Source organism: Candidatus Omnitrophota bacterium (assembly GCA_018830005.1).
Lineage (GTDB): Bacteria > Omnitrophota > Gorgyraeia > JAHJTE01 > JAHJTE01 > JAHJTE01.
Window position 1 is genome coordinate 804,715 of record JAHJTE010000001.1, and the last position, 17,290, is coordinate 822,004.

Here is a 17,290-nt window from a genome sequence, read left to right on the forward strand (position 1 = left end):
GAACTCATTTCTAGATAAGGGGTTGTGCATCATGATCTGATATTTGTAGGCATTTATACAGTCGGGAGTAGGCGGAAATACTTATTGACCCTGTTAGAAATTGTGATAAGATGTTATTCTTAGCTTATGTCAGTATTTTGATTCTGATAGAGGAAAAATTATGGTAAAGGTTGGGATAATTGGAGTTACAGGTTTTAGTGGCGAGGAATTGTTGCGGATCTTACTTAAGCATGCGCATGCCTCTGTTGTCTCTGTCTCAGCAAAGATTGATGCTGAAATGCCTTTAGATGAGATTTATTCTGATCTGAAAACAAAGTTAGGCCTTACATGCGCAGAACCTGATATTGATGAGATATCAAAAAAATGCGATGTAATCTTTTTAGCCTTGCCCCATACTGTATCAATGAAAATCGCGCCTTTGCTGCTTAAAAAAGGCAAATTAGTTATAGATTTGAGTGCTGACTATAGACTCGACGCCCCAACTTATGAAACCCATTATAAGGTTAAGCATTTAGATCTGGATAATTTAGGAAAGGCTGTTTATGGTCTGCCGGAAATTAATCGCGACCTTATTAAGAAGACCAAGTTGATCGCTAACCCCGGCTGTTATCCCACTGCAGCATTACTGGGAATTTTGCCGTTATTAAAGGCTGCTATATCAGTTGACTCTATTTATATTGATGCAAAATCAGGGATTAGTGGTGCGGGAAGAAAGCCAGAATTAAAATTAGATGAATTTAAAGAAAAAGGCAATCTTAAGGCATATAAGGTTAATAGTCATCAACATGCACCTGAGATTCTACAGCAAATAAACAAGCTTACTAAGTCACGACCAGAATTAGTATTTGTGCCGCATCTAATTCCTGCGCAACGCGGCATACTAGAGACAATATACATAAGATGCAAGATTCAAAAAGCAGAAAGTGCAATCACAGGATTATATAAGAAATTCTATAAGCATGAGCCGTTTGTGAGAGTGTTGGATGATGGAGTATTTCCTCAATTGCAGAATGTCGTTAATACTAATTTTTGCGAGATAGGACTAAAGGTTGAGGATGATCTTCTAATTGTTGTTAGCGCCATTGATAATCTGGTTAAAGGCGCTTCAGGTCAGGCTATACAGAATATGAACATTGCCTGTAGATTTAAGGAAACAGAGGGTCTGTTATGAGTTCTAGTTTTAGTGCAATCACGCGAGCCAAGGGTTTTTTTGCAGCTGGCATATCCTGCGGTATAAAAAAATCTAATAAGAAAGATTTGGCACTTATCTTGTCAGTAAATAAGGCGCTTGCAACTGGTTTGTTTACTGCAAATAGCGTTAAGGCAGCTCCGCTTCTGGTCACTAGAGACCACCTTAAAAATGGTCGTGCACAAGCAATCCTGATAAATAGCGGCAATGCCAATTGTTTTACAGGAGTTGGAGGTTTAGCTGATGCCAGGAAAGTTGTACGTCTTGTGGCCAAGTGCTTAACGATAAAGACAGCTGATGTCCTGACAGCTTCGACTGGAATAATCGCCAAGCCTTTACCATTGAATAAAATTATCCCCTCGATTCCCAGTCTTTGTTTGAAACTTAGAAGAGGAGGAGGTCAAGATGCGGCTTACGCGATTCAGACAACAGATACCTTCTTAAAACAGGCAGCTAAAAGTTTTAAGATCGGAGCTAAGACCGTATCCATTGGAGCTATGGCAAAGGGCGCTGGTATGGTCTTTCCTCATCTTAGGGGCCATGCAACTACACTCTGCTTTATTACTACAGATGCTGATATCCAATATCGCGCCTTAAAAGAGGCATTAGGCTTTGCAGTTGAGGAATCATTTAATGCCATAACTATTGATGGCTGTATGAGCACCAATGATATGGTTTTGATCTTAGCAAACGCAGCAGCCAACAATCGCAAGATTAAATTAGGCAGTAGAGAATTTTATAAATTTAGAGATATACTTAGCGGGATTTGCAAAGAATTAGCCAAGAAAGTAGTAGCTGATGCAGAAGGAGCGAGTAAATTCATAGAGATAAGAATAAAAGGCGCTAAGACACAGATACAGGCTAAGCAGGCCGCATTTGCTATTGCCAATTCAGCCTTGTTTAAAAGTGCTTGTTTTGGTGAAAATAAAAATATTGGCAGAATTGTTCAATCAGTGGGTGCTATAGGCATAAAACTTGAGGAGCGAAAGACAAAAATTAGCCTGAGTAACCTAAGAAGTAAAAATATCATAGTCGGAGTTGATTTAGGTCAGGGAAAATTCGATAGCGTGGTTTATACTTCGGATTTAACCCCAGCCTATGTGAAAATTAATGCCGGCTATAATTAGGTACAAGGAATTAAAACCATGCAAGAGATAGTAAGAAAAGCTGATATCTTAATCGAAGCGCTGCCATACATTAAGGCATTTCATAAGAAGATACTGGTTATAAAATATGGCGGCAGCATCTTAGGTGATGATAAGATTCGCAAGGGTGTTTTAGAAGATATAGTATTCTTAAATTTTATGGGATTAAGACCTATGCTTGTTCATGGAGGCGGACCTCATATCAGCGAGCGTATGAAAAAAGAGGGCAAGAAGGTAAGATTCATTGATGGAATCCGTATCACAGATAAGCAAACATTAAAAATCGTCATAGAGGAATTGGAAATAATAAACAAAAAAATTGTAGCAGAGTTCAAGGAATTGGGGGCAGATGCTAAAGGAATTACTGCAGGCCAAAAAAATATAATTAAGGTGAAAAGAAAACTATCTAAGCAGCGTAAAAGCTTAGGCTTTGTGGGTAAGATATCGGAAGTTAACGCAAGACCTTTGAAGAAAATACTTGAACAAGATTCGATTCTCGTACTTTCTCCTATAGGCACAGGAGAAGACGGAAAGCAATACAATATAAATGCTGATGAGGTTGCGGCTCATTTAGCTGTTAGTCTAGGCGCTGAAAAACTTGTTTTGCTGACTAATGTAAAAGGTATAATGCGCAACCCCGAAGATAACCATTCATTTATTGCTACACTTAACATTGAAGAGGCCAGGCACTTGGTGAAAGAGAAGGTAATTCAGGAGGGTATGATTCCTAAGGTATCAGCAGCTATTGAGGCCATCAGTAAAGGAGTGGGCAAAGCGCATATAGTTGATGCTAGATTAAATCGCGCCCTGTTGCTTGAGATCTTTACAGAACAGGGTATAGGCACTGAAATTGTTAAGTAGGGTTTAATTTCTATAGTTGATGAGAAGATGAAACAAGAAGAGATTTTCCAAAGCTACAAACAATACATAATGGGTACGTATACCCGCACACCATTAATTTTTACCAAAGGTAAAGGTAGTAAGCTCATTGATATTAATGGAAAGGAGTATCTTGATTTTTTCCCAGGCTGGGGTGTAAATAATCTAGGCCATTGTCATCCCAAAGTGATTGCAGCTGTCAAGGATCAGATAAAGAAATTGACATTTATTCCTAATAATTTTTATCATATTAATCAGGCGAAATTAGCACAAGAGATTAATTTCTGGAGCTTTGATTCTAAGGTGTTCTTTTGTAATTCAGGTGCAGAGGCAAACGAGGCAGCCATAAAATTTTCAAGGGTTTATGGAAAGGGTAAGCGTAGCCAGATAATTAGTTTTTATAATTCTTTTCATGGCCGTACATTTGGTGCCCTTTCAGCAACCGGCCAGGAAAAATACAAAAAAGGCTTCCAGCCTTTATTGGCTGGTTTTAAGTTTGTAGAGTTTAACAATCTAGAGGCAGTTAAAAATGCCCTGACAGAAGATACTGTTGCTATTATGTTGGAATTGATTCAAGGTGAGGGCGGCATTAATGTAGCTGGGAAAGAATTCATTAAGGATTTGAGAAGACTCTGTGATGAAAAAAAGTTACTGTTAATAATTGATGAGGTTCAGACGGGCATGGGTAGAACCGGAGAGATGTTTTGCTTTAAGCATTACGCAGTCACGCCAGATATAATGACCTTGGCTAAGTCTTTGGGCGGTGGACTTCCGATTGGAGCAATGTTAGTAGCAAGACCGATTGCTGATATCCTAAAACCTGGTATGCATGCTTCAACATTCGGTGGCTCTCCTTTGGTGTCAAAAGCAGCCCTTGCTGTCTTTAGTGCAATCCAAAAGGAGAAGATGTTAAGCAATGCCAAAAAAATGGGTGAATATTTATTCGAGAGACTCAATGAGTTAAAGAGCAAGTTTAAGATTATAAAAGATATTCGAGGTTTAGGTCTGATGTGTGGTGTTGAACTTGAAATAGAAGGTAAGCCAATAGTTGATTTTTGCCTAACTCAAGGGCTGATAATAAATTGTACACAAGGCAAGGTCTTGCGGCTGATGCCCGCATTAAACATAGATAAAAAGAAAATAGATAAGGCGCTTAGGATTCTGAAATGCGCCTTAGAAAAACAATAGAGAGTGAAATTATGAAAAAGGATTTTATTTCAATAAAGGATTTAAGCTATGAGGATATTAATCACATATTTGAATTAACGCGTGAATTGAAAAAGGGGCCTCAGGCTTTTAAAAATTCTTTGGCTGATAAGTCAATAATTTTAGTATTTGAGAAGCCATCCAGTAGAACGCGCGTCTCTTTTGAGGTGGGTATCTGGCAATTAGGAGCCAAATGTATATATTTAGGCCAGCAGAATGCGCGTTTAGGTGTGCGTGAATCAATAAAAGATATGGCACACACCTTAAGTCGCTATGTGGATGCAATCGTTTTACGTACATTTTCTCATAAGTTATTAGAGGATTTAGCTCATTATGCCAGTATCCCGGTGGTAAATGCCTTGACGGATTTATTGCACCCCTGTCAGGCATTATCTGATGTCTATACCTTGACTGAGAAATTTTCAAATCTTGACAACAAGACAATTGCCTTTGTGGGTGATGGAAATAATGTCTGTCATAGCCTGATAATTATCTGTTCTAAGTTGGGGATTAATTTAAATATTGCAACGCCAAAGAAATTTGCTCCTAAACCGCAGATAATCAAAGAGGCAAAGGAATCTGCTAAGAATGATGCAGGAATAAACTTGTTTAACGATGCAGTCAGCGCAGTCAAAGGCGCTGATGTAATTTATACTGATGTCTGGACAAGCATGGGCAAGGAAAGCGAGGCAAAGAAAAGAATAAAGGCGTTTAAGGCATTCCAGATAAATAAAGATCTGATTGATGATAGTGGTAAGGATGTCCTTATAATGCATTGCCTGCCTGCACATCGGGGCGAGGAAATAACGGATGAGGTTATTGATGGTCAAAACTCAATTGTATTTGACCAGGCGGAGAATAGATTGCATGTGCAAAAGGCAATACTTCTGGAGCTTCTAAAAAACTAGGCTGTTTTGAAATGGAGAATTTGAAATGTCAAAAAATATCGTTTTAGCTTATTCCGGAGGATTGGATACGTCCTGTTGTATCAGTTGGCTTAAAGAGCAGGGCTACAAAGTTTTTTGTTTTATTGCCGATGTTGGCCAGGATGAGGATTTGGCAAAGATAAAGCAAAGGGCCTTAAATATCGGCGCTGAGGATGTTATTATCCGCAATTTAAAGCAGGAATTTGTCAACGACTACATTTTACCGACTTTAAAAGCCGGCGCAATTTATGAAGAGAAGTACTTATTGGCAACGGCATTATCGCGGCCATTGATTGGGAAGCATCTTGTCGATGTAGCCCATAAAGTCGGCGCTTCTAGCCTTGCTCATGGCTGTACCGGCAAAGGCAATGACCAGGTGCGCTTTGAAGTGGCAGTTTCTGTCCTGGCTCCAAAGCTCGAAGTCATCGCTCCTTTGAGACTTTGGGAATTAAAATCAAGAGAAGAGGAAATTAAATACGCCAAGCAAAAAAATATCCCGCTTTCAGTTAGCAAGAAAAAGCTTTACAGTATTGACAAGAATCTTTGGGGTGTAAGTATTGAAGGCTCTAAATTAGAAAATATAAATACTGAACCACCTGAGGGTTGCTATCAGTGGACCAAAACATCTAAGTCCAAGAGCGGCAATAAAAAATATTTGCTTATTGAATTTAAGAAGGGTGTGCCTACTAAATTGAACGCAAAGCAGATGCCTCTTATTAAGATCATTCAGGAATTAAATGAGATTGGTGCAAGTTTTGGAATCGGAAGAACGGATTTGATTGAAGATCGGCTTGTAGGCATAAAATCTCGCGAGATTTATGAGGCGCCGGCGGGTTGGATTCTATATACTGCACACAAAGAACTTGAGAGTCTAACCCTTGATAAGGACACCATAAATCTAAAAATGCTCTTGGCTGCTAAATATGCGCAATTAGTCTATGATGGTTTATGGTTTTCGTCTTTAAAGGAATCGCTAGATGCCTTTATGACTCATACTCAAAAAAATGTAAGCGGTGTTATCAAATTAAAGCTTACAAAAGGAAATTGTGTCTGCGTTGGGAGAAAATCGCCACACGCCCTTTACAGTAAGGAAATGGCAACATATTCTAAGGATGATAAGTTTGACCATACAGCAGCAGAAGGATTTATTAAAATCTGGAGCCTTCCCTATAAAGGCAAGAAAAAAGGATGAAGTAAACATGGCTAAGAAATTATGGGGTTCAAGATTCAAGAAATCTACAAGTAAAATTGCGGATAAATTCACATCCAGCATAGCCTTTGACAAAAGATTAGCCGTTTATGACATTGAAGGAAGCATTGCCCATGTGAAAATGCTGGCGGCTTGTAAGATTCTAACAAAGGCAGAAACCAAAAAGATTGTAAGCGGGCTCAGGAGCCTATTATCACAATTACAGCTGGGTAAGTTCAAATTTGATTTTGCATGCGAGGATATTCATAGCAATATCCAAAATGCCCTAAAGAAAAAAATAGGTAAAGTCGCTGATAAGTTGCATACTGCGCGTTCTCGAAACGATCAGGTAGTGTTGGATATTAAGATGTATTGTAAGGATATAATCGATGATTTGGTGTATGAATTGGTCCTCCTGGAGAAGCAGATTTTGAAGTTTGCCAAGGAAAATATTGATTGCATCTTGCCTTTCTATACGCATCTGCAGCCTGCCCAGCCTGTACTTTTAGCACATTATCTTGCGGCATATCTTGAGATGTTTGAAAGAGATAAGGCAAGATTGGAATCTGCAAAAGAATCATGTGATATTATGCCTCTGGGGAGCTGTGCCTTAGCTGGGACAGGTTTGGCTATCGATCGTTTTTTTGTCGCTAAAGAGCTAGGTTTTAGCAAGGTTACCAAAAATAGCATTGACACTGTAAGCGATAGAGATTTTATCCTTGATCTACTTTCTGCTGTGGTAATACTTTCTATACATTTCTCTAGAATCTCGGAGGATTTGATTATTTGGTCGACTAAAGAATTCTCGTTTGTTGATATTGACTGGTCACTTTGTACAGGCTCTAGTATTATGCCGCATAAGAAGAATCCGGATTGCTTAGAGCTTGTTCGCGGTAGCGCTGGTAAAATCCAGTCAGACTTAAGCGCAGTATTGATTATGCTAAAAGGCCTGCCGCTTTCCTATAACAGAGATATGCAGCTAGACAAAGAACCTCTCTTTGATGCTGTAGAAAGAATCGATGTGATATTGGAAATCTTCAAAGAGATATTTAAGGCGATGAAGGTTAATACACATAAATTAAGAGAGAAATTGCTTGATGAGTCGCTCTACTGTGTAGACATCATGGAATATCTCATCAGCAAAGGACTCTCTTATCGAGATGCCCATGATACAGTGGGTAGATTGGTTAAGAATACACTGGATAAGAATAAAAAGATAAGCTCCCTTACATTAAAAGAATTAAAGAAATTCTCCAAGCTTTTCGACAACAAGGTATATAACTTGCTTAATGCAGAAGTTTCTGTAAATCGCAAAAAGACATATGGCGGTACAGCAAAGAAGAACGTAGTTAATGCCCTAAAAGATATGGAGAAGAGGATTGCTCTAGGAAAATAGTCATGCATGATTTTAAATTTATAAAGGATAGGCTTTTTTGTGAAGGTGTTCCCGTAATGAAAATCGCCAAGGAATTCAAGACACCTTTGTATATTTATAGCTACAAGACGATAATTGAACATTTTCATAAATTATATAGTGCATTTTCAGATTTTAAGCCTTTAATCTGTTATTCCCTGAAGGCAAACTCTAATCTTAGTATAGCCAGGGTGCTCCTTAAACAGGGGGCAGGGCTTGACATTGTCTCTGGTGGTGAACTATATAAGGCCCTAAAGATCGGCGCTAGTCCACGTAGAATAGTCTATGCATCTGTTGGAAAGACAGAAGAAGAGATTACTAGGGCAATTCAGGTGGGAATCTTATTTTTTAATGTCGAATCAGATTCAGAGTTAAGGGTTATCAATCGCATAGCAGGCCAACTAGGCAAAATTGTACAGGTAGCGATTCGTATTAATCCAGATATCGAACCGCAGACCCATGAGTATATTACTACTGGTAAACTAACTAATAAATTCGGAGTCAGCCTTGATCTGGCGCGAAGGATATTCATAAATAGAGGTAGCTTTCCTAATATTAAGTTTAATGCTGTTCATATGCATATTGGGTCTCAGATTATTAGTAGTCGTCCTTTTATTGGAGCAATCAGGCGAGTCCTTGATTTTGTCCTAGAGTTGCTTTCATTGGGGATCAAAATAGAATATTTGAATATTGGCGGTGGTCTGGGTATTATTTATAAGAACGAAAAACCACAGACTGCACATCAATTTTCAAAGAATATCAGTGGTCTCTTAAGAAGGGCTAACTTGAAAATAATTTTGGAGCCAGGTAGATTTATTGTTGGAAACGCCGGTATTTTGGTTACCAAGGTAATCTACGTAAAGAAAAACCATAAAAAAATATTCGTTATAGTGGATGCTGGAATGAATGATTTAATGAGGCCAGCCTTGTATGGGGCATACCACGATATACTGCCTTTAGCGAGACGAAATAATAGAGGTAAGGTTAGTGTAGATGTAGTAGGTCCTATTTGTGAGAGCGCTGACTTTTTGGCCAAGAATAGAAAAATACAGAAGGTCTCTGAAGGTGAGCTATTGGCAGTGATGAGTACAGGTGCCTATGGCTTCTCTATGGCGAGTAATTATAATTCGCGCCTTCAACCAGCAGAGGTATTGGTTAAGGGTAAGAATAGCTATCTTATAAGAGAACGGCAGAATTTCAAAGATTTAATTAAGGGTGAGCATATCGTTAAGTTTTTGGAATAGAGTCTTTCAATGAAAATTGAGCTGAAAAAATTTTCCGCAAGTGGAAACACATTTTATTTACTTGATACTTCCAAATATTCATTCGACTATAAGCCTTCAGAACTTGCTAGGAACGTATGCTTAAAGTCAGGAAAGGTTGATGTAGATGGCTTACTCATCATAGAGCATTCCAAAAATTGCGACATTAAAATGCGCATTTTTAATCCAGATGGCTCTGAGGCTGAGATGTGCGGTAACGGCGCAAGATGTGTAGCATTTTATTTGAGTCGCCTAGATAGGAAAGATCTAAGAATCGAGACAATGGTTGGTATAATTCAGGCAGAAGTAAGCTCCGGGCATGTAAGAATCAAGCTGACTGACCCATCTGATATTAAGCTTAATATGCCGTTAGAGGTCAATGCCCGCATGATTCACGTTAGTTCTATAGATACAGGTGTGCCGCACGTAGTTGTTTTTGTCAATGCCCTCTCCAGAATAGATGTTGCTTGTATCGGGGCAATGATAAGAAATCATGAGAGATTTGCTCCCCGCGGCACAAATGTTGATTTTGTTGAGATTAGGAGCTTTGATTCTTTAGCAGTACGTACGTATGAACGTGGCGTTGAATCTGAAACGCTTGCTTGCGGTACTGGTATTGTAGCCAGCGTCCTTATAAGTTATCGTCTTTCTTTTATTCGCAGTAGAAAGATTAATGTTAAGCCTACTTCGCAAGAACTCTTAACAGTTGAATTTGAATACGAGAAGGGAAATTTTAGCGATATATGGTTAGAAGGTAGGGTGCAGAAACTAACGGGAAAGAAAATAGAAGTCTCCTAATTTTATCTTTTATCCGTCAATAATCTTGACGGTTTCATTGAAGGAGAGGACATGAAAGCAGTTAATATTAAAGGGTCTATGGTAGCCATGGTGACTCCATTTTCTGCTCAGGCTGATACTATTGATGAAAAGAAGTTAACTGAGCTTGTAAACTGGCATATTGAACAAGGAACAGATGGTATTGTTCCTTGCGGCACAACTGGTGAGTCTCCTACGCTTTCCTTTCAAGAACATGAAAGGGTTATTGAGATTGTGATCTCTGCTGCTAGAGGAAAGATACCGGTAATTGCAGGGACTGGCTCAAACTCGACAAAAGAGGCAATCACGCTAACACAAAAAGCTCAAAAGGCAGGCGCAAATGCCTCTTTGCAAGTAACGCCTTATTATAACAAGCCAACCCAGGAAGGATTGTATCAGCATTTTAAGGCAGTTGCTGATTCAGTTGATATTCCGATTATTCTTTATAATATTGTTGGACGCACTGCAAGAAACATTGAACCAGAGACAATTGCCAGGCTTTGTGAGACTTGTTCAAATATTATTGGAGTCAAGGAGGCCTCTGGTTCCCTAGAACAGATGGAGCGCACTAAGGCGATTTGCCCTAAAGATTTTTTACTTATTTCCGGCGATGATAGTCTGACCTTGCCGCTTCTCTCCATTGGTGGCGTTGGTGTGATATCAGTAGCTGCCAATATTGTTCCGACTGAAGTCAAGAATCTCTGCGAGAGTTTTTCTAAGGGGGATATAGAAGAGGCACGGAAGTTGCATTATAGGCTACTGCCTTTAATCAAGGCATTATTTATTGAAACCAATCCCATACCAGTTAAGACAGCTATGGGAATTTTAGGTATGTGCGAGCCAAGTTTAAGACTTCCAATGTGTTCTATGGACCTTAAAAATTTAGAGGTTTTAAAACAAGCGTTAAAGGAACACGGTCTTACTAAATGAGGTTTAGTTAAAATGCTTAAATTAGCAGTTAGTGGTGCCTGTGGCAGAATGGGCTCTAGAATTATTGCCTTGGCTAAGAATGATAAGGAGCTTTCTGTTGCTGTTTGCCTTGAACGCAAAGGACATGCGAAACTGGCTAGTCAGATTGAAGGTATGTCAATAACTGATGATTACTCTCTTGTATCTGGCGTTGATTGCGTTATTGAATTTACTGAGCCAGAGGCAACTCTTAAAAATTTAGAGACTTGCCTAAAATATAAACGTCCCATGGTAATAGGCACTACAGGCCTGAAGCAAGAGTCAATAGCAGTTATAAATAAAGCGGCAGGGACTATTCCGATCGTATTATCTGTCAATATGTCAGTTGGAGTAAACCTTGTATTTAAGGTTGTAAAAGAATTGGCGAATGTCTTATCTGATTATGAGATAAAGATTATTGAAGCGCACCATATTCATAAAAAAGATGCACCCAGCGGAACAGCAAAAAAAATTGCCCAGATTATTAAAGAGGCTAGAGGTAAAGCGGCTGAGGATATACAATCAATTAGAGAAGATGAAATTGTCGGTGATCATGAGATAATTTTCGATGGGCAATTTGATAGAGTTTCTCTAAAACATAGCGCAAAAAGTCGTGATATCTTTGCACAGGGTGCTTTAATTGCTGCAAAATGGGTAGTTTCAAAAGAGTGTGGTCTTTATACGATGGCCGATTGCCTATCAGCCAATGAAGAATAAAATTATTACTGTTGTTAAAGTTGCGCTTGTATTAATAGTATGCCTTGTAATTATTTTACCTTTCTTGAAACGCCAATCTTTAAAACTGACAGAGTCAAATTACATAGAAAAATTTGTAAAATTAGAAGATTACGATATTCTAAGAAATTATGAGGATTCTTCAGCTCAAATCAATTTGAGCGTTAGTAATCAAGGAGATATGCTTCTGAGCAGTCTGTTTCTAGATATTATTTATCTTGATGATGCTAGAGAGATTCTAGAAAAGGACAGAATCGATTTATTGACGATGACCAATGATGTTATTGTAGCCGGCGCGATAAAGACATTCACAATAGATGTAACATATCCGCAAGAGACTGAATTTATTGAACTAGAAGTAAAATATTAAAAATTTTCATCAGCAAAGGTAGAGAAAAATGGCAGATTTTAATTTGGATCCATCAAAAAGACTAGAGAGTCTTCCGCCCTATCTATTCGTAGAGATTGATAAGGCAAAGAGACTTGCACAAGAAGCAGGCAGGGATATCATTGATTTAGGCATTGGAGATCCTGATCAGCCTACGCCTGAATTTATCATTGAAGCACTCAAAAAGGCTGCAGAGGATGGCACAAACCATCATTATGCCTTGGATGCAGGACTATTTAGCTTAAGAGAGCAGATAGCAAAATGGTATTTAGAGCGGTTTAATGTAAAACTAGACCCTGAAACCGAGGTCTATCCATTAATCGGCTCTAAAGAAGGCCTTGCACATTTACCTTTGGGTCTGATAAATCCGGAAGATAAGGTATTGGTTCCTGAACCAGCCTATCCAGCCTATCGTTCAGCAGCGATATTTGCCGGAGCCAATGTCATTGCTATGCCTCTTCTTGAGAAAAATGGCTATCTGCCGGATTTAGACAGAATCCCAAAGGCAAAGTTAGCCTATGTAAATTATCCTAATAATCCTACGGCAGCGGTTGCTGAGGAATCATTTTATAAGAAGCTAACCTTGCTAGCTGCAAGGTGTAATATGGTTGTAGCCAGCGATCTTGCATATTCTCAAATTTATTATGACGATGTACCACCAATGAGTTTTCTTCAGGTTGAAGGGGCAAAAGAGGTTGGAATTGAATTTCACTCTTTAAGCAAGACATATAATATGACGGGCTGGCGGATTGGTTGGGTATGTGGCAATAAAAAGATAATCAGTTATTTAGCACGCGTAAAGAGCAATATTGATTCTGGGATATTTCAGGCGATTCAGTTTGCAGCAACAGTGGCACTTAAAGACAGGAGCGATTTTTGCAAAAAGATGAGAGATCTCTATCAAGAGAGAAGAGATATTTTTGTTGAGGGTTTAAATGAAATTGGCTGGAAGACAAAAAAACCCCTTGCTACTTTTTATGTATGGGCCCATGTTCCGACAAAAGAGATCTCAGTTGAATTCGCAAAGAGGCTCCTTGAAGATGCTGATATTGTCTCTACGCCCGGGGTTGGCTTTGGAAAATACGGCGAGGGCTATGTAAGGTTTGCTTTGACAGTAAGTAAGGAGCGCCTGCAGGAAGCAGTCAGAAGGATAAAAAAGGTCCTTTAGAAAAGAGGTATGACATTAGTTTATTTAGGCCTGGGAAGCAACATCGGCAATAGGCGAGAGAATATCAAGAGGGCCTTAAGTTTGTTAAATAAGGATGGCCTAAAGATAAGAGAGGTATCCAAGCTTATCGAAACAGAGCCAGTTGGTTTAAGGCAGCAGCGAAAATTCCTAAATGCTGTAGCGTGTTTGTCTACTGAGCTTTCTCCCATTAAACTTTTAAGAAAGGTAAAAAGAATAGAAAAGGAGATGGGTAGAAAATCCAGTGTTAGATTTGGCCCACGTATTATCGATTTAGACATTCTTATCTACGGAAATCTTAAATTAAAAAGTAAAGAACTAACGATTCCTCATCCGCGCATGCATAAGCGTGATTTTGTATTAAAACCCTTGAGTTCCCTTACCAAGTTGTCCCACTTAAGAATTAAGAATAAAAAATGAAAGTAGTCAAGTATCCCGATAGGATGCAGGCTATATGCAGACGCCTTAAAGCGCAAGGCAAGAGATTGGGCTTTGTTCCTACAATGGGGTATCTGCACGAAGGCCATCTTAGTCTTATGCGCCAGGCAAAGGCAGAAAATGACATTTGTATTATAAGCATTTTTGTTAATCCTTTGCAATTTGGTCCGCGTGAAGATTTTAAGAGATATCCGCGGGATTTCAATCGAGATAGAAAACTCGCTAAAGATGTTGGCGTAGATTTTATATTCTTTCCTTCCCAGGCTGATATGTATTCTCACAATTTTTCAAGTGAAGTTAATGCAGGGAAGATGGGTGAGATTTTATGCGGCATTTCACGCCCGGGTCATTTTAAAGGCGTTACGACCGTAGTCCTTAAATTGCTCAATATAACCTTGGCTGATGTGGCATATTTTGGTCAGAAGGATTTTCAGCAAGCGCGGATTATCCAAAATATGGTTAAGGATTTGAACCATCCGGTTAAAATAAAGATGTTGCCAATTATAAGAGATGAGGACGGCCTGGCCATGAGTTCAAGAAATAGATATCTTTCCACAAGAGGCAGATCAGATGCTAGGGTTCTTTACCGTTCTCTTATTGAAGCCAGGCGCAAGATAGGAGGTGGTTGTAGATCTTCCAAGGCTATAATATCGACGATAAAAAACTTGATTTCGACGGTAAGATCTGCTAGAATTGATTATATTGTAATTGTCGACGTAGATGATTCAAGTTGCATGAGCCGGCTGCGTGGTGAGATTGCAATTTTGCTCGCGGTAAAAATTGGCGGCGTGAGATTAATCGATAACATAATAATTAAAATATGAAGAAATTAGCGGTTGGCCTCGTCGGATGCGGGGCAATCGGAACATATTTAGCCAAAAGAATCGATAGGGAATTAAGCAAGGAGATTGCTCTTACTGCCATCTGCGATATCAATCCACTATCTGCAAATCGTCTAAGAGACAGCCTGCGTCAGAAACCCACTATTTGTAATATTTCTCACCTTATTAAAAAATCAGATCTTGTTATAGAGGCCGCAAGTGTTAAAAGTTGTCTATTATTGTTAGATGATGTCATATCTTCTGGTAAAGACATTTTGGTCATGAGCGCAGGCGCCTTATTACTCAAAAAAAATATTGCTAAATTGGCAAAAAGAAAAGGAGCTAGGATTTATATTCCAAGTGGCGCCATAGCTGGTGTAGATGCTATTAGGGCAGCAGGATTTGGTAAGATAAACAAGATCCAGCTTACAACAAGAAAGCCGGCCAGAACCTTACTCGATGTACCTTATCTAAAAAAGAAAAGATTAGATATGGCTAAGCTGAAAGGAGAGGTAGAATTGTTTAGCGGAAACGCTTCTTCTGCTATATCGAATTTTCCAAAAAATATAAATGTTGCAGCGATAATTTCACTATCTTCGCTTGGCCCCAAAAAAACTAAGGTCAAAATATTAGCAAGTTCAAGGATAAGTAGGAATATTCATGAAATAGAAGTGAATGCAGACTGTGGCAGAATTTTTACTAGAGTTGAGAATAGACCATCGCGCGATAATCCTAAGACGAGCTATTTAGCGATGTTATCTGCATTTGCAACTATTAAGAATATATTAAGTCCCTTAAAGATTGGGGGCTGATTTATCCACCTAGGTTTTGGCGTTTTGCTTTTAAGCGGATTAACTCGACCTGACAATTTACGCTTTTTTCACTATGTAAATTGTGGTCTTATAAAAGGAGGTGAATTATGGCACAGAAAGTAATGAAGGTAGGGATAAAGAGACAGAAAGGTTATCTTTATTATGTAGATAAGAAAGGTGACGTCTCCATGGCCAAGATGGCAAGAGGCAAGAAAAAAGGAGGCTCGCCCAAAAAGGTAGCCAAATGTGGTATCACGAGAAAGAAGGGATACCTTTACTTCATCGATAAGAAAGGTGACGTCTCCATGGCCAAGATGGTTCGGGGCGGCAGAAGGAAGAAAAGGAAGAAAAGATAATAGTTTGTTTGAATCAAAAGAAGGCCTCTGTAATGATAGTTTTCCTGTTGAAATTTTTAATATAAATTAAAATTTAAGACAGGTATTACAGAGGTCTTTTTTGATTAGACTCGTTATATAAAAATAACAAGAAATATTACAATGCTTAAATTAAATAAAAAAGCAGGGCCTTTATTACTTTTTTTCATTATAATCTTTGCCTTTGTTCTTAGGATTTACGGAATTTCTAAGTTACCTGCTCTTACCACTGATGGTTATATGTATATGAAGATTGCGCAAGGGGTATATGAAAATCCTCTGAATTATTCTTCCCGTAATTTTCATGATAAATTTACAGCTGAAGGTCGAAGGCTGCCAGATTTTATTAATCGTCCGCTTTTTGTTTATCCGCCAGTTTTCTGTTATCTGATTGCCCTAATGTATTTTCTCTGGGGCGTGGCTACTGAATCAGCCATGCTTGTGCCGTTATTCTTCGGTTTAGGGACAATCATTGTTACCTTCTTTATTGCAAAGAACCTTTATAACAAAAATATAGCTATTCTTTCGGCTTTGTTTGTGAGCATCGAGCCTATTAATTGGCTTTGTTCTCAAAAGGTTTGGATTGAGACCGCTTATACTTTTTTTTCCTCTTTGGCAATATTGTTTTTTATTAACACTAAAAGGAGCAGGAAATACTTTGTTTTTGCCGGTATTAGTTTGGGTATAGCATTGCTCAGTAAGTATCAGGCAATTTTGACCCTCTTTGTTATTATCGGATTCATGCTACTTAGAAAAAGAAAGCTGTTATTACAAAAAGATTTTTTATTTTTCTTAGCGAGCATAGGTCTTCTTTTCCTACCATGGATAATTTGGAATGCCTTGATTGATAAATTTCAGACTTTAAGAGGTTTTGTGATTGCCAATATAACTCGGCCGTTTGAGGCATTCAGTTTAGTAGTTATTATCTTTTCCTCTGTTCTGGCTATAGCCTTAATCTTGAGAAAGGCATTATTAAGCCTAAAAGATAAGGGGCACCAGACTTATAATTTAGGCAGATTAAAAAAATTGATAGTTGTTTTTTCCTGCTCTTTGGCAGTTTTATTTTTAGTTCGATATATTTTGCCTATCGTCTTCTCATTCACTATCCCTAAATCGGGCTGGTATCAGGGCATATTTAGAGGAGAGCCACCCTATTTTTATTTAAAAAGATTAATCGAATTTTCACCCCTCTATTTATTTTCCTATATTGCGATAATCTATTATTATTTTAAGAAGGGTGAGGAAGATTTTTTATTAATTCTTTGGGCAGTTGTTATATTGGCCTTTCACATTCTCTGGGGCAATTATCAGAGTCGTTATATTATATTATCCATACCACCCTTACTAATTTTGGCATCAAAACTTTGTCATGATTTATATAATAGGATTACCAAGATTGATGCCGTTAAGGTAAGAATAACTTATGAGATTATATTTATTCTTATTCTACTTTTTTCAGTATTTAAAACTTTCTGGGTAGGTGGTATTTTGGCCACAACCTCTCAGCCATGTTATTTTTAGTTATTTAGGACGTATTCAGGGCTTAGCATACCCGAGGGTCT

At 38.5% G+C, this 17,290-nt stretch carries 18 protein-coding genes; all 18 read left to right on the forward strand.

The annotated features are described in order from the left end of the window. Positions 1–160: 160 nt before the first annotated feature. Positions 161–1,171 (forward strand): N-acetyl-gamma-glutamyl-phosphate reductase, encoded by a 1,011-nt coding sequence (gene argC, locus KJ593_04250; GenBank protein MBU2541092.1) that lies wholly within the window; start codon positions 161–163, stop codon positions 1,169–1,171. Next, a complete protein-coding gene (gene argJ / locus KJ593_04255; GenBank protein MBU2541093.1) occupies positions 1,168–2,316 on the forward strand; it encodes a bifunctional glutamate N-acetyltransferase/amino-acid acetyltransferase ArgJ in 1,149 nt (382 codons plus the stop codon). The genes argC and argJ overlap by 4 nt, the downstream gene beginning before the upstream one ends. An 18-nt stretch (positions 2,317–2,334) precedes the next feature. Beyond that, entirely contained in the window at positions 2,335–3,195 is an 861-nt protein-coding gene (gene argB, locus KJ593_04260; GenBank protein ID MBU2541094.1) for an acetylglutamate kinase, read from the forward strand. 27 nt (positions 3,196–3,222) lie between these two features. Further along, positions 3,223–4,401 carry an aspartate aminotransferase family protein gene (locus tag KJ593_04265; protein ID MBU2541095.1) on the forward strand — a complete coding sequence of 393 codons (1,179 nt, stop codon included), beginning with the start codon at positions 3,223–3,225 and terminating at the stop codon, positions 4,399–4,401. Positions 4,402–4,412: 11 nt separating this feature from the next. Next, positions 4,413–5,327 (forward strand): ornithine carbamoyltransferase, encoded by a 915-nt coding sequence (gene argF, locus KJ593_04270; protein MBU2541096.1) that lies wholly within the window; start codon positions 4,413–4,415, stop codon positions 5,325–5,327. A 25-nt stretch (positions 5,328–5,352) separates the two neighbouring features. Beyond that, positions 5,353–6,537: an argininosuccinate synthase gene (locus KJ593_04275; protein ID MBU2541097.1), complete on the forward strand. Its 1,185-nt coding sequence runs from the start codon at positions 5,353–5,355 to the stop codon at positions 6,535–6,537. A gap of 7 nt (positions 6,538–6,544) precedes the next feature. After that, the gene (gene argH / locus KJ593_04280; GenBank protein ID MBU2541098.1) at positions 6,545–7,930 is read left to right on the forward strand and encodes an argininosuccinate lyase; all 1,386 of its coding nucleotides are present in this window, start codon (positions 6,545–6,547) and stop codon (positions 7,928–7,930) included. 2 nt (positions 7,931–7,932) lie between these two features. Further along, the gene (gene lysA, locus KJ593_04285) at positions 7,933–9,192 is read left to right on the forward strand and encodes a diaminopimelate decarboxylase (GenBank protein MBU2541099.1); all 1,260 of its coding nucleotides are present in this window, start codon (positions 7,933–7,935) and stop codon (positions 9,190–9,192) included. A 9-nt stretch (positions 9,193–9,201) separates the two neighbouring features. After that, a complete protein-coding gene (gene dapF, locus KJ593_04290; GenBank protein ID MBU2541100.1) occupies positions 9,202–10,008 on the forward strand; it encodes a diaminopimelate epimerase in 807 nt (268 codons plus the stop codon). A 51-nt stretch (positions 10,009–10,059) separates the two neighbouring features. After that, positions 10,060–10,956, forward strand: a complete 897-nt coding sequence (gene dapA / locus KJ593_04295; GenBank protein MBU2541101.1) for a 4-hydroxy-tetrahydrodipicolinate synthase — start codon at positions 10,060–10,062, stop codon at positions 10,954–10,956. 12 nt (positions 10,957–10,968) lie between these two features. Then, positions 10,969–11,691, forward strand: a complete 723-nt coding sequence (gene dapB, locus KJ593_04300) for a 4-hydroxy-tetrahydrodipicolinate reductase (protein MBU2541102.1) — start codon at positions 10,969–10,971, stop codon at positions 11,689–11,691. Then, a complete protein-coding gene (locus tag KJ593_04305; GenBank protein MBU2541103.1) occupies positions 11,681–12,079 on the forward strand; it encodes a hypothetical protein in 399 nt (132 codons plus the stop codon). The genes dapB and KJ593_04305 overlap by 11 nt, the downstream gene beginning before the upstream one ends. A gap of 28 nt (positions 12,080–12,107) precedes the next feature. Then, on the forward strand, positions 12,108–13,265 hold the full coding sequence (locus KJ593_04310; protein ID MBU2541104.1) for an LL-diaminopimelate aminotransferase: 1,158 nt from the start codon (positions 12,108–12,110) through the stop codon (positions 13,263–13,265). Between the two features lie 9 nt (positions 13,266–13,274). Beyond that, on the forward strand, positions 13,275–13,703 hold the full coding sequence (folK, locus tag KJ593_04315; GenBank protein ID MBU2541105.1) for a 2-amino-4-hydroxy-6-hydroxymethyldihydropteridine diphosphokinase: 429 nt from the start codon (positions 13,275–13,277) through the stop codon (positions 13,701–13,703). Next, positions 13,700–14,545, forward strand: a complete 846-nt coding sequence (panC, locus tag KJ593_04320) for a pantoate--beta-alanine ligase (GenBank protein ID MBU2541106.1) — start codon at positions 13,700–13,702, stop codon at positions 14,543–14,545. The genes folK and panC overlap by 4 nt, the downstream gene beginning before the upstream one ends. Continuing rightward, positions 14,542–15,354 (forward strand): DUF108 domain-containing protein, encoded by an 813-nt coding sequence (locus tag KJ593_04325; GenBank protein MBU2541107.1) that lies wholly within the window; start codon positions 14,542–14,544, stop codon positions 15,352–15,354. Before panC ends, KJ593_04325 begins: the two co-directional genes overlap by 4 nt. Positions 15,355–15,461: 107 nt before the next feature. Further along, positions 15,462–15,710: a hypothetical protein gene (locus tag KJ593_04330; GenBank protein ID MBU2541108.1), complete on the forward strand. Its 249-nt coding sequence runs from the start codon at positions 15,462–15,464 to the stop codon at positions 15,708–15,710. Between the two features lie 141 nt (positions 15,711–15,851). Further along, positions 15,852–17,249: a glycosyltransferase family 39 protein gene (locus tag KJ593_04335; GenBank protein ID MBU2541109.1), complete on the forward strand. Its 1,398-nt coding sequence runs from the start codon at positions 15,852–15,854 to the stop codon at positions 17,247–17,249. Positions 17,250–17,290 lie beyond the last annotated feature (41 nt).

Excerpts from the sequence above, each read along its gene's own strand:
- KJ593_04265 (MBU2541095.1), top strand. The coding sequence starts at position 3,223 with ATGAAACAAGAAGAGATTTTCCAAAGCTACAAACAATACATAATGGGT.
- folK (MBU2541105.1), top strand. The coding sequence starts at position 13,275 with ATGACATTAGTTTATTTAGGCCTGGGAAGCAACATCGGCAATAGGCGA.
- KJ593_04305 (MBU2541103.1), top strand. The coding sequence starts at position 11,681 with ATGAAGAATAAAATTATTACTGTTGTTAAAGTTGCGCTTGTATTAATA.
- panC (MBU2541106.1), top strand. The coding sequence starts at position 13,700 with ATGAAAGTAGTCAAGTATCCCGATAGGATGCAGGCTATATGCAGACGC.
- argC (MBU2541092.1), top strand. The coding sequence starts at position 161 with ATGGTAAAGGTTGGGATAATTGGAGTTACAGGTTTTAGTGGCGAGGAA.
- dapB (MBU2541102.1), top strand. The coding sequence starts at position 10,969 with ATGCTTAAATTAGCAGTTAGTGGTGCCTGTGGCAGAATGGGCTCTAGA.
- dapF (MBU2541100.1), top strand. The coding sequence starts at position 9,202 with ATGAAAATTGAGCTGAAAAAATTTTCCGCAAGTGGAAACACATTTTAT.
- argB (MBU2541094.1), top strand. The coding sequence starts at position 2,335 with ATGCAAGAGATAGTAAGAAAAGCTGATATCTTAATCGAAGCGCTGCCA.
- KJ593_04275 (MBU2541097.1), top strand. The coding sequence starts at position 5,353 with ATGTCAAAAAATATCGTTTTAGCTTATTCCGGAGGATTGGATACGTCC.
- lysA (MBU2541099.1), top strand. The coding sequence starts at position 7,933 with ATGCATGATTTTAAATTTATAAAGGATAGGCTTTTTTGTGAAGGTGTT.
- argH (MBU2541098.1), top strand. The coding sequence starts at position 6,545 with ATGGCTAAGAAATTATGGGGTTCAAGATTCAAGAAATCTACAAGTAAA.
- argF (MBU2541096.1), top strand. The coding sequence starts at position 4,413 with ATGAAAAAGGATTTTATTTCAATAAAGGATTTAAGCTATGAGGATATT.
- KJ593_04310 (MBU2541104.1), top strand. The coding sequence starts at position 12,108 with ATGGCAGATTTTAATTTGGATCCATCAAAAAGACTAGAGAGTCTTCCG.
- KJ593_04325 (MBU2541107.1), top strand. The coding sequence starts at position 14,542 with ATGAAGAAATTAGCGGTTGGCCTCGTCGGATGCGGGGCAATCGGAACA.
- argJ (MBU2541093.1), top strand. The coding sequence starts at position 1,168 with ATGAGTTCTAGTTTTAGTGCAATCACGCGAGCCAAGGGTTTTTTTGCA.
- dapA (MBU2541101.1), top strand. The coding sequence starts at position 10,060 with ATGAAAGCAGTTAATATTAAAGGGTCTATGGTAGCCATGGTGACTCCA.
- KJ593_04335 (MBU2541109.1), top strand. The coding sequence starts at position 15,852 with ATGCTTAAATTAAATAAAAAAGCAGGGCCTTTATTACTTTTTTTCATT.
- KJ593_04330 (MBU2541108.1), top strand. The coding sequence starts at position 15,462 with ATGGCACAGAAAGTAATGAAGGTAGGGATAAAGAGACAGAAAGGTTAT.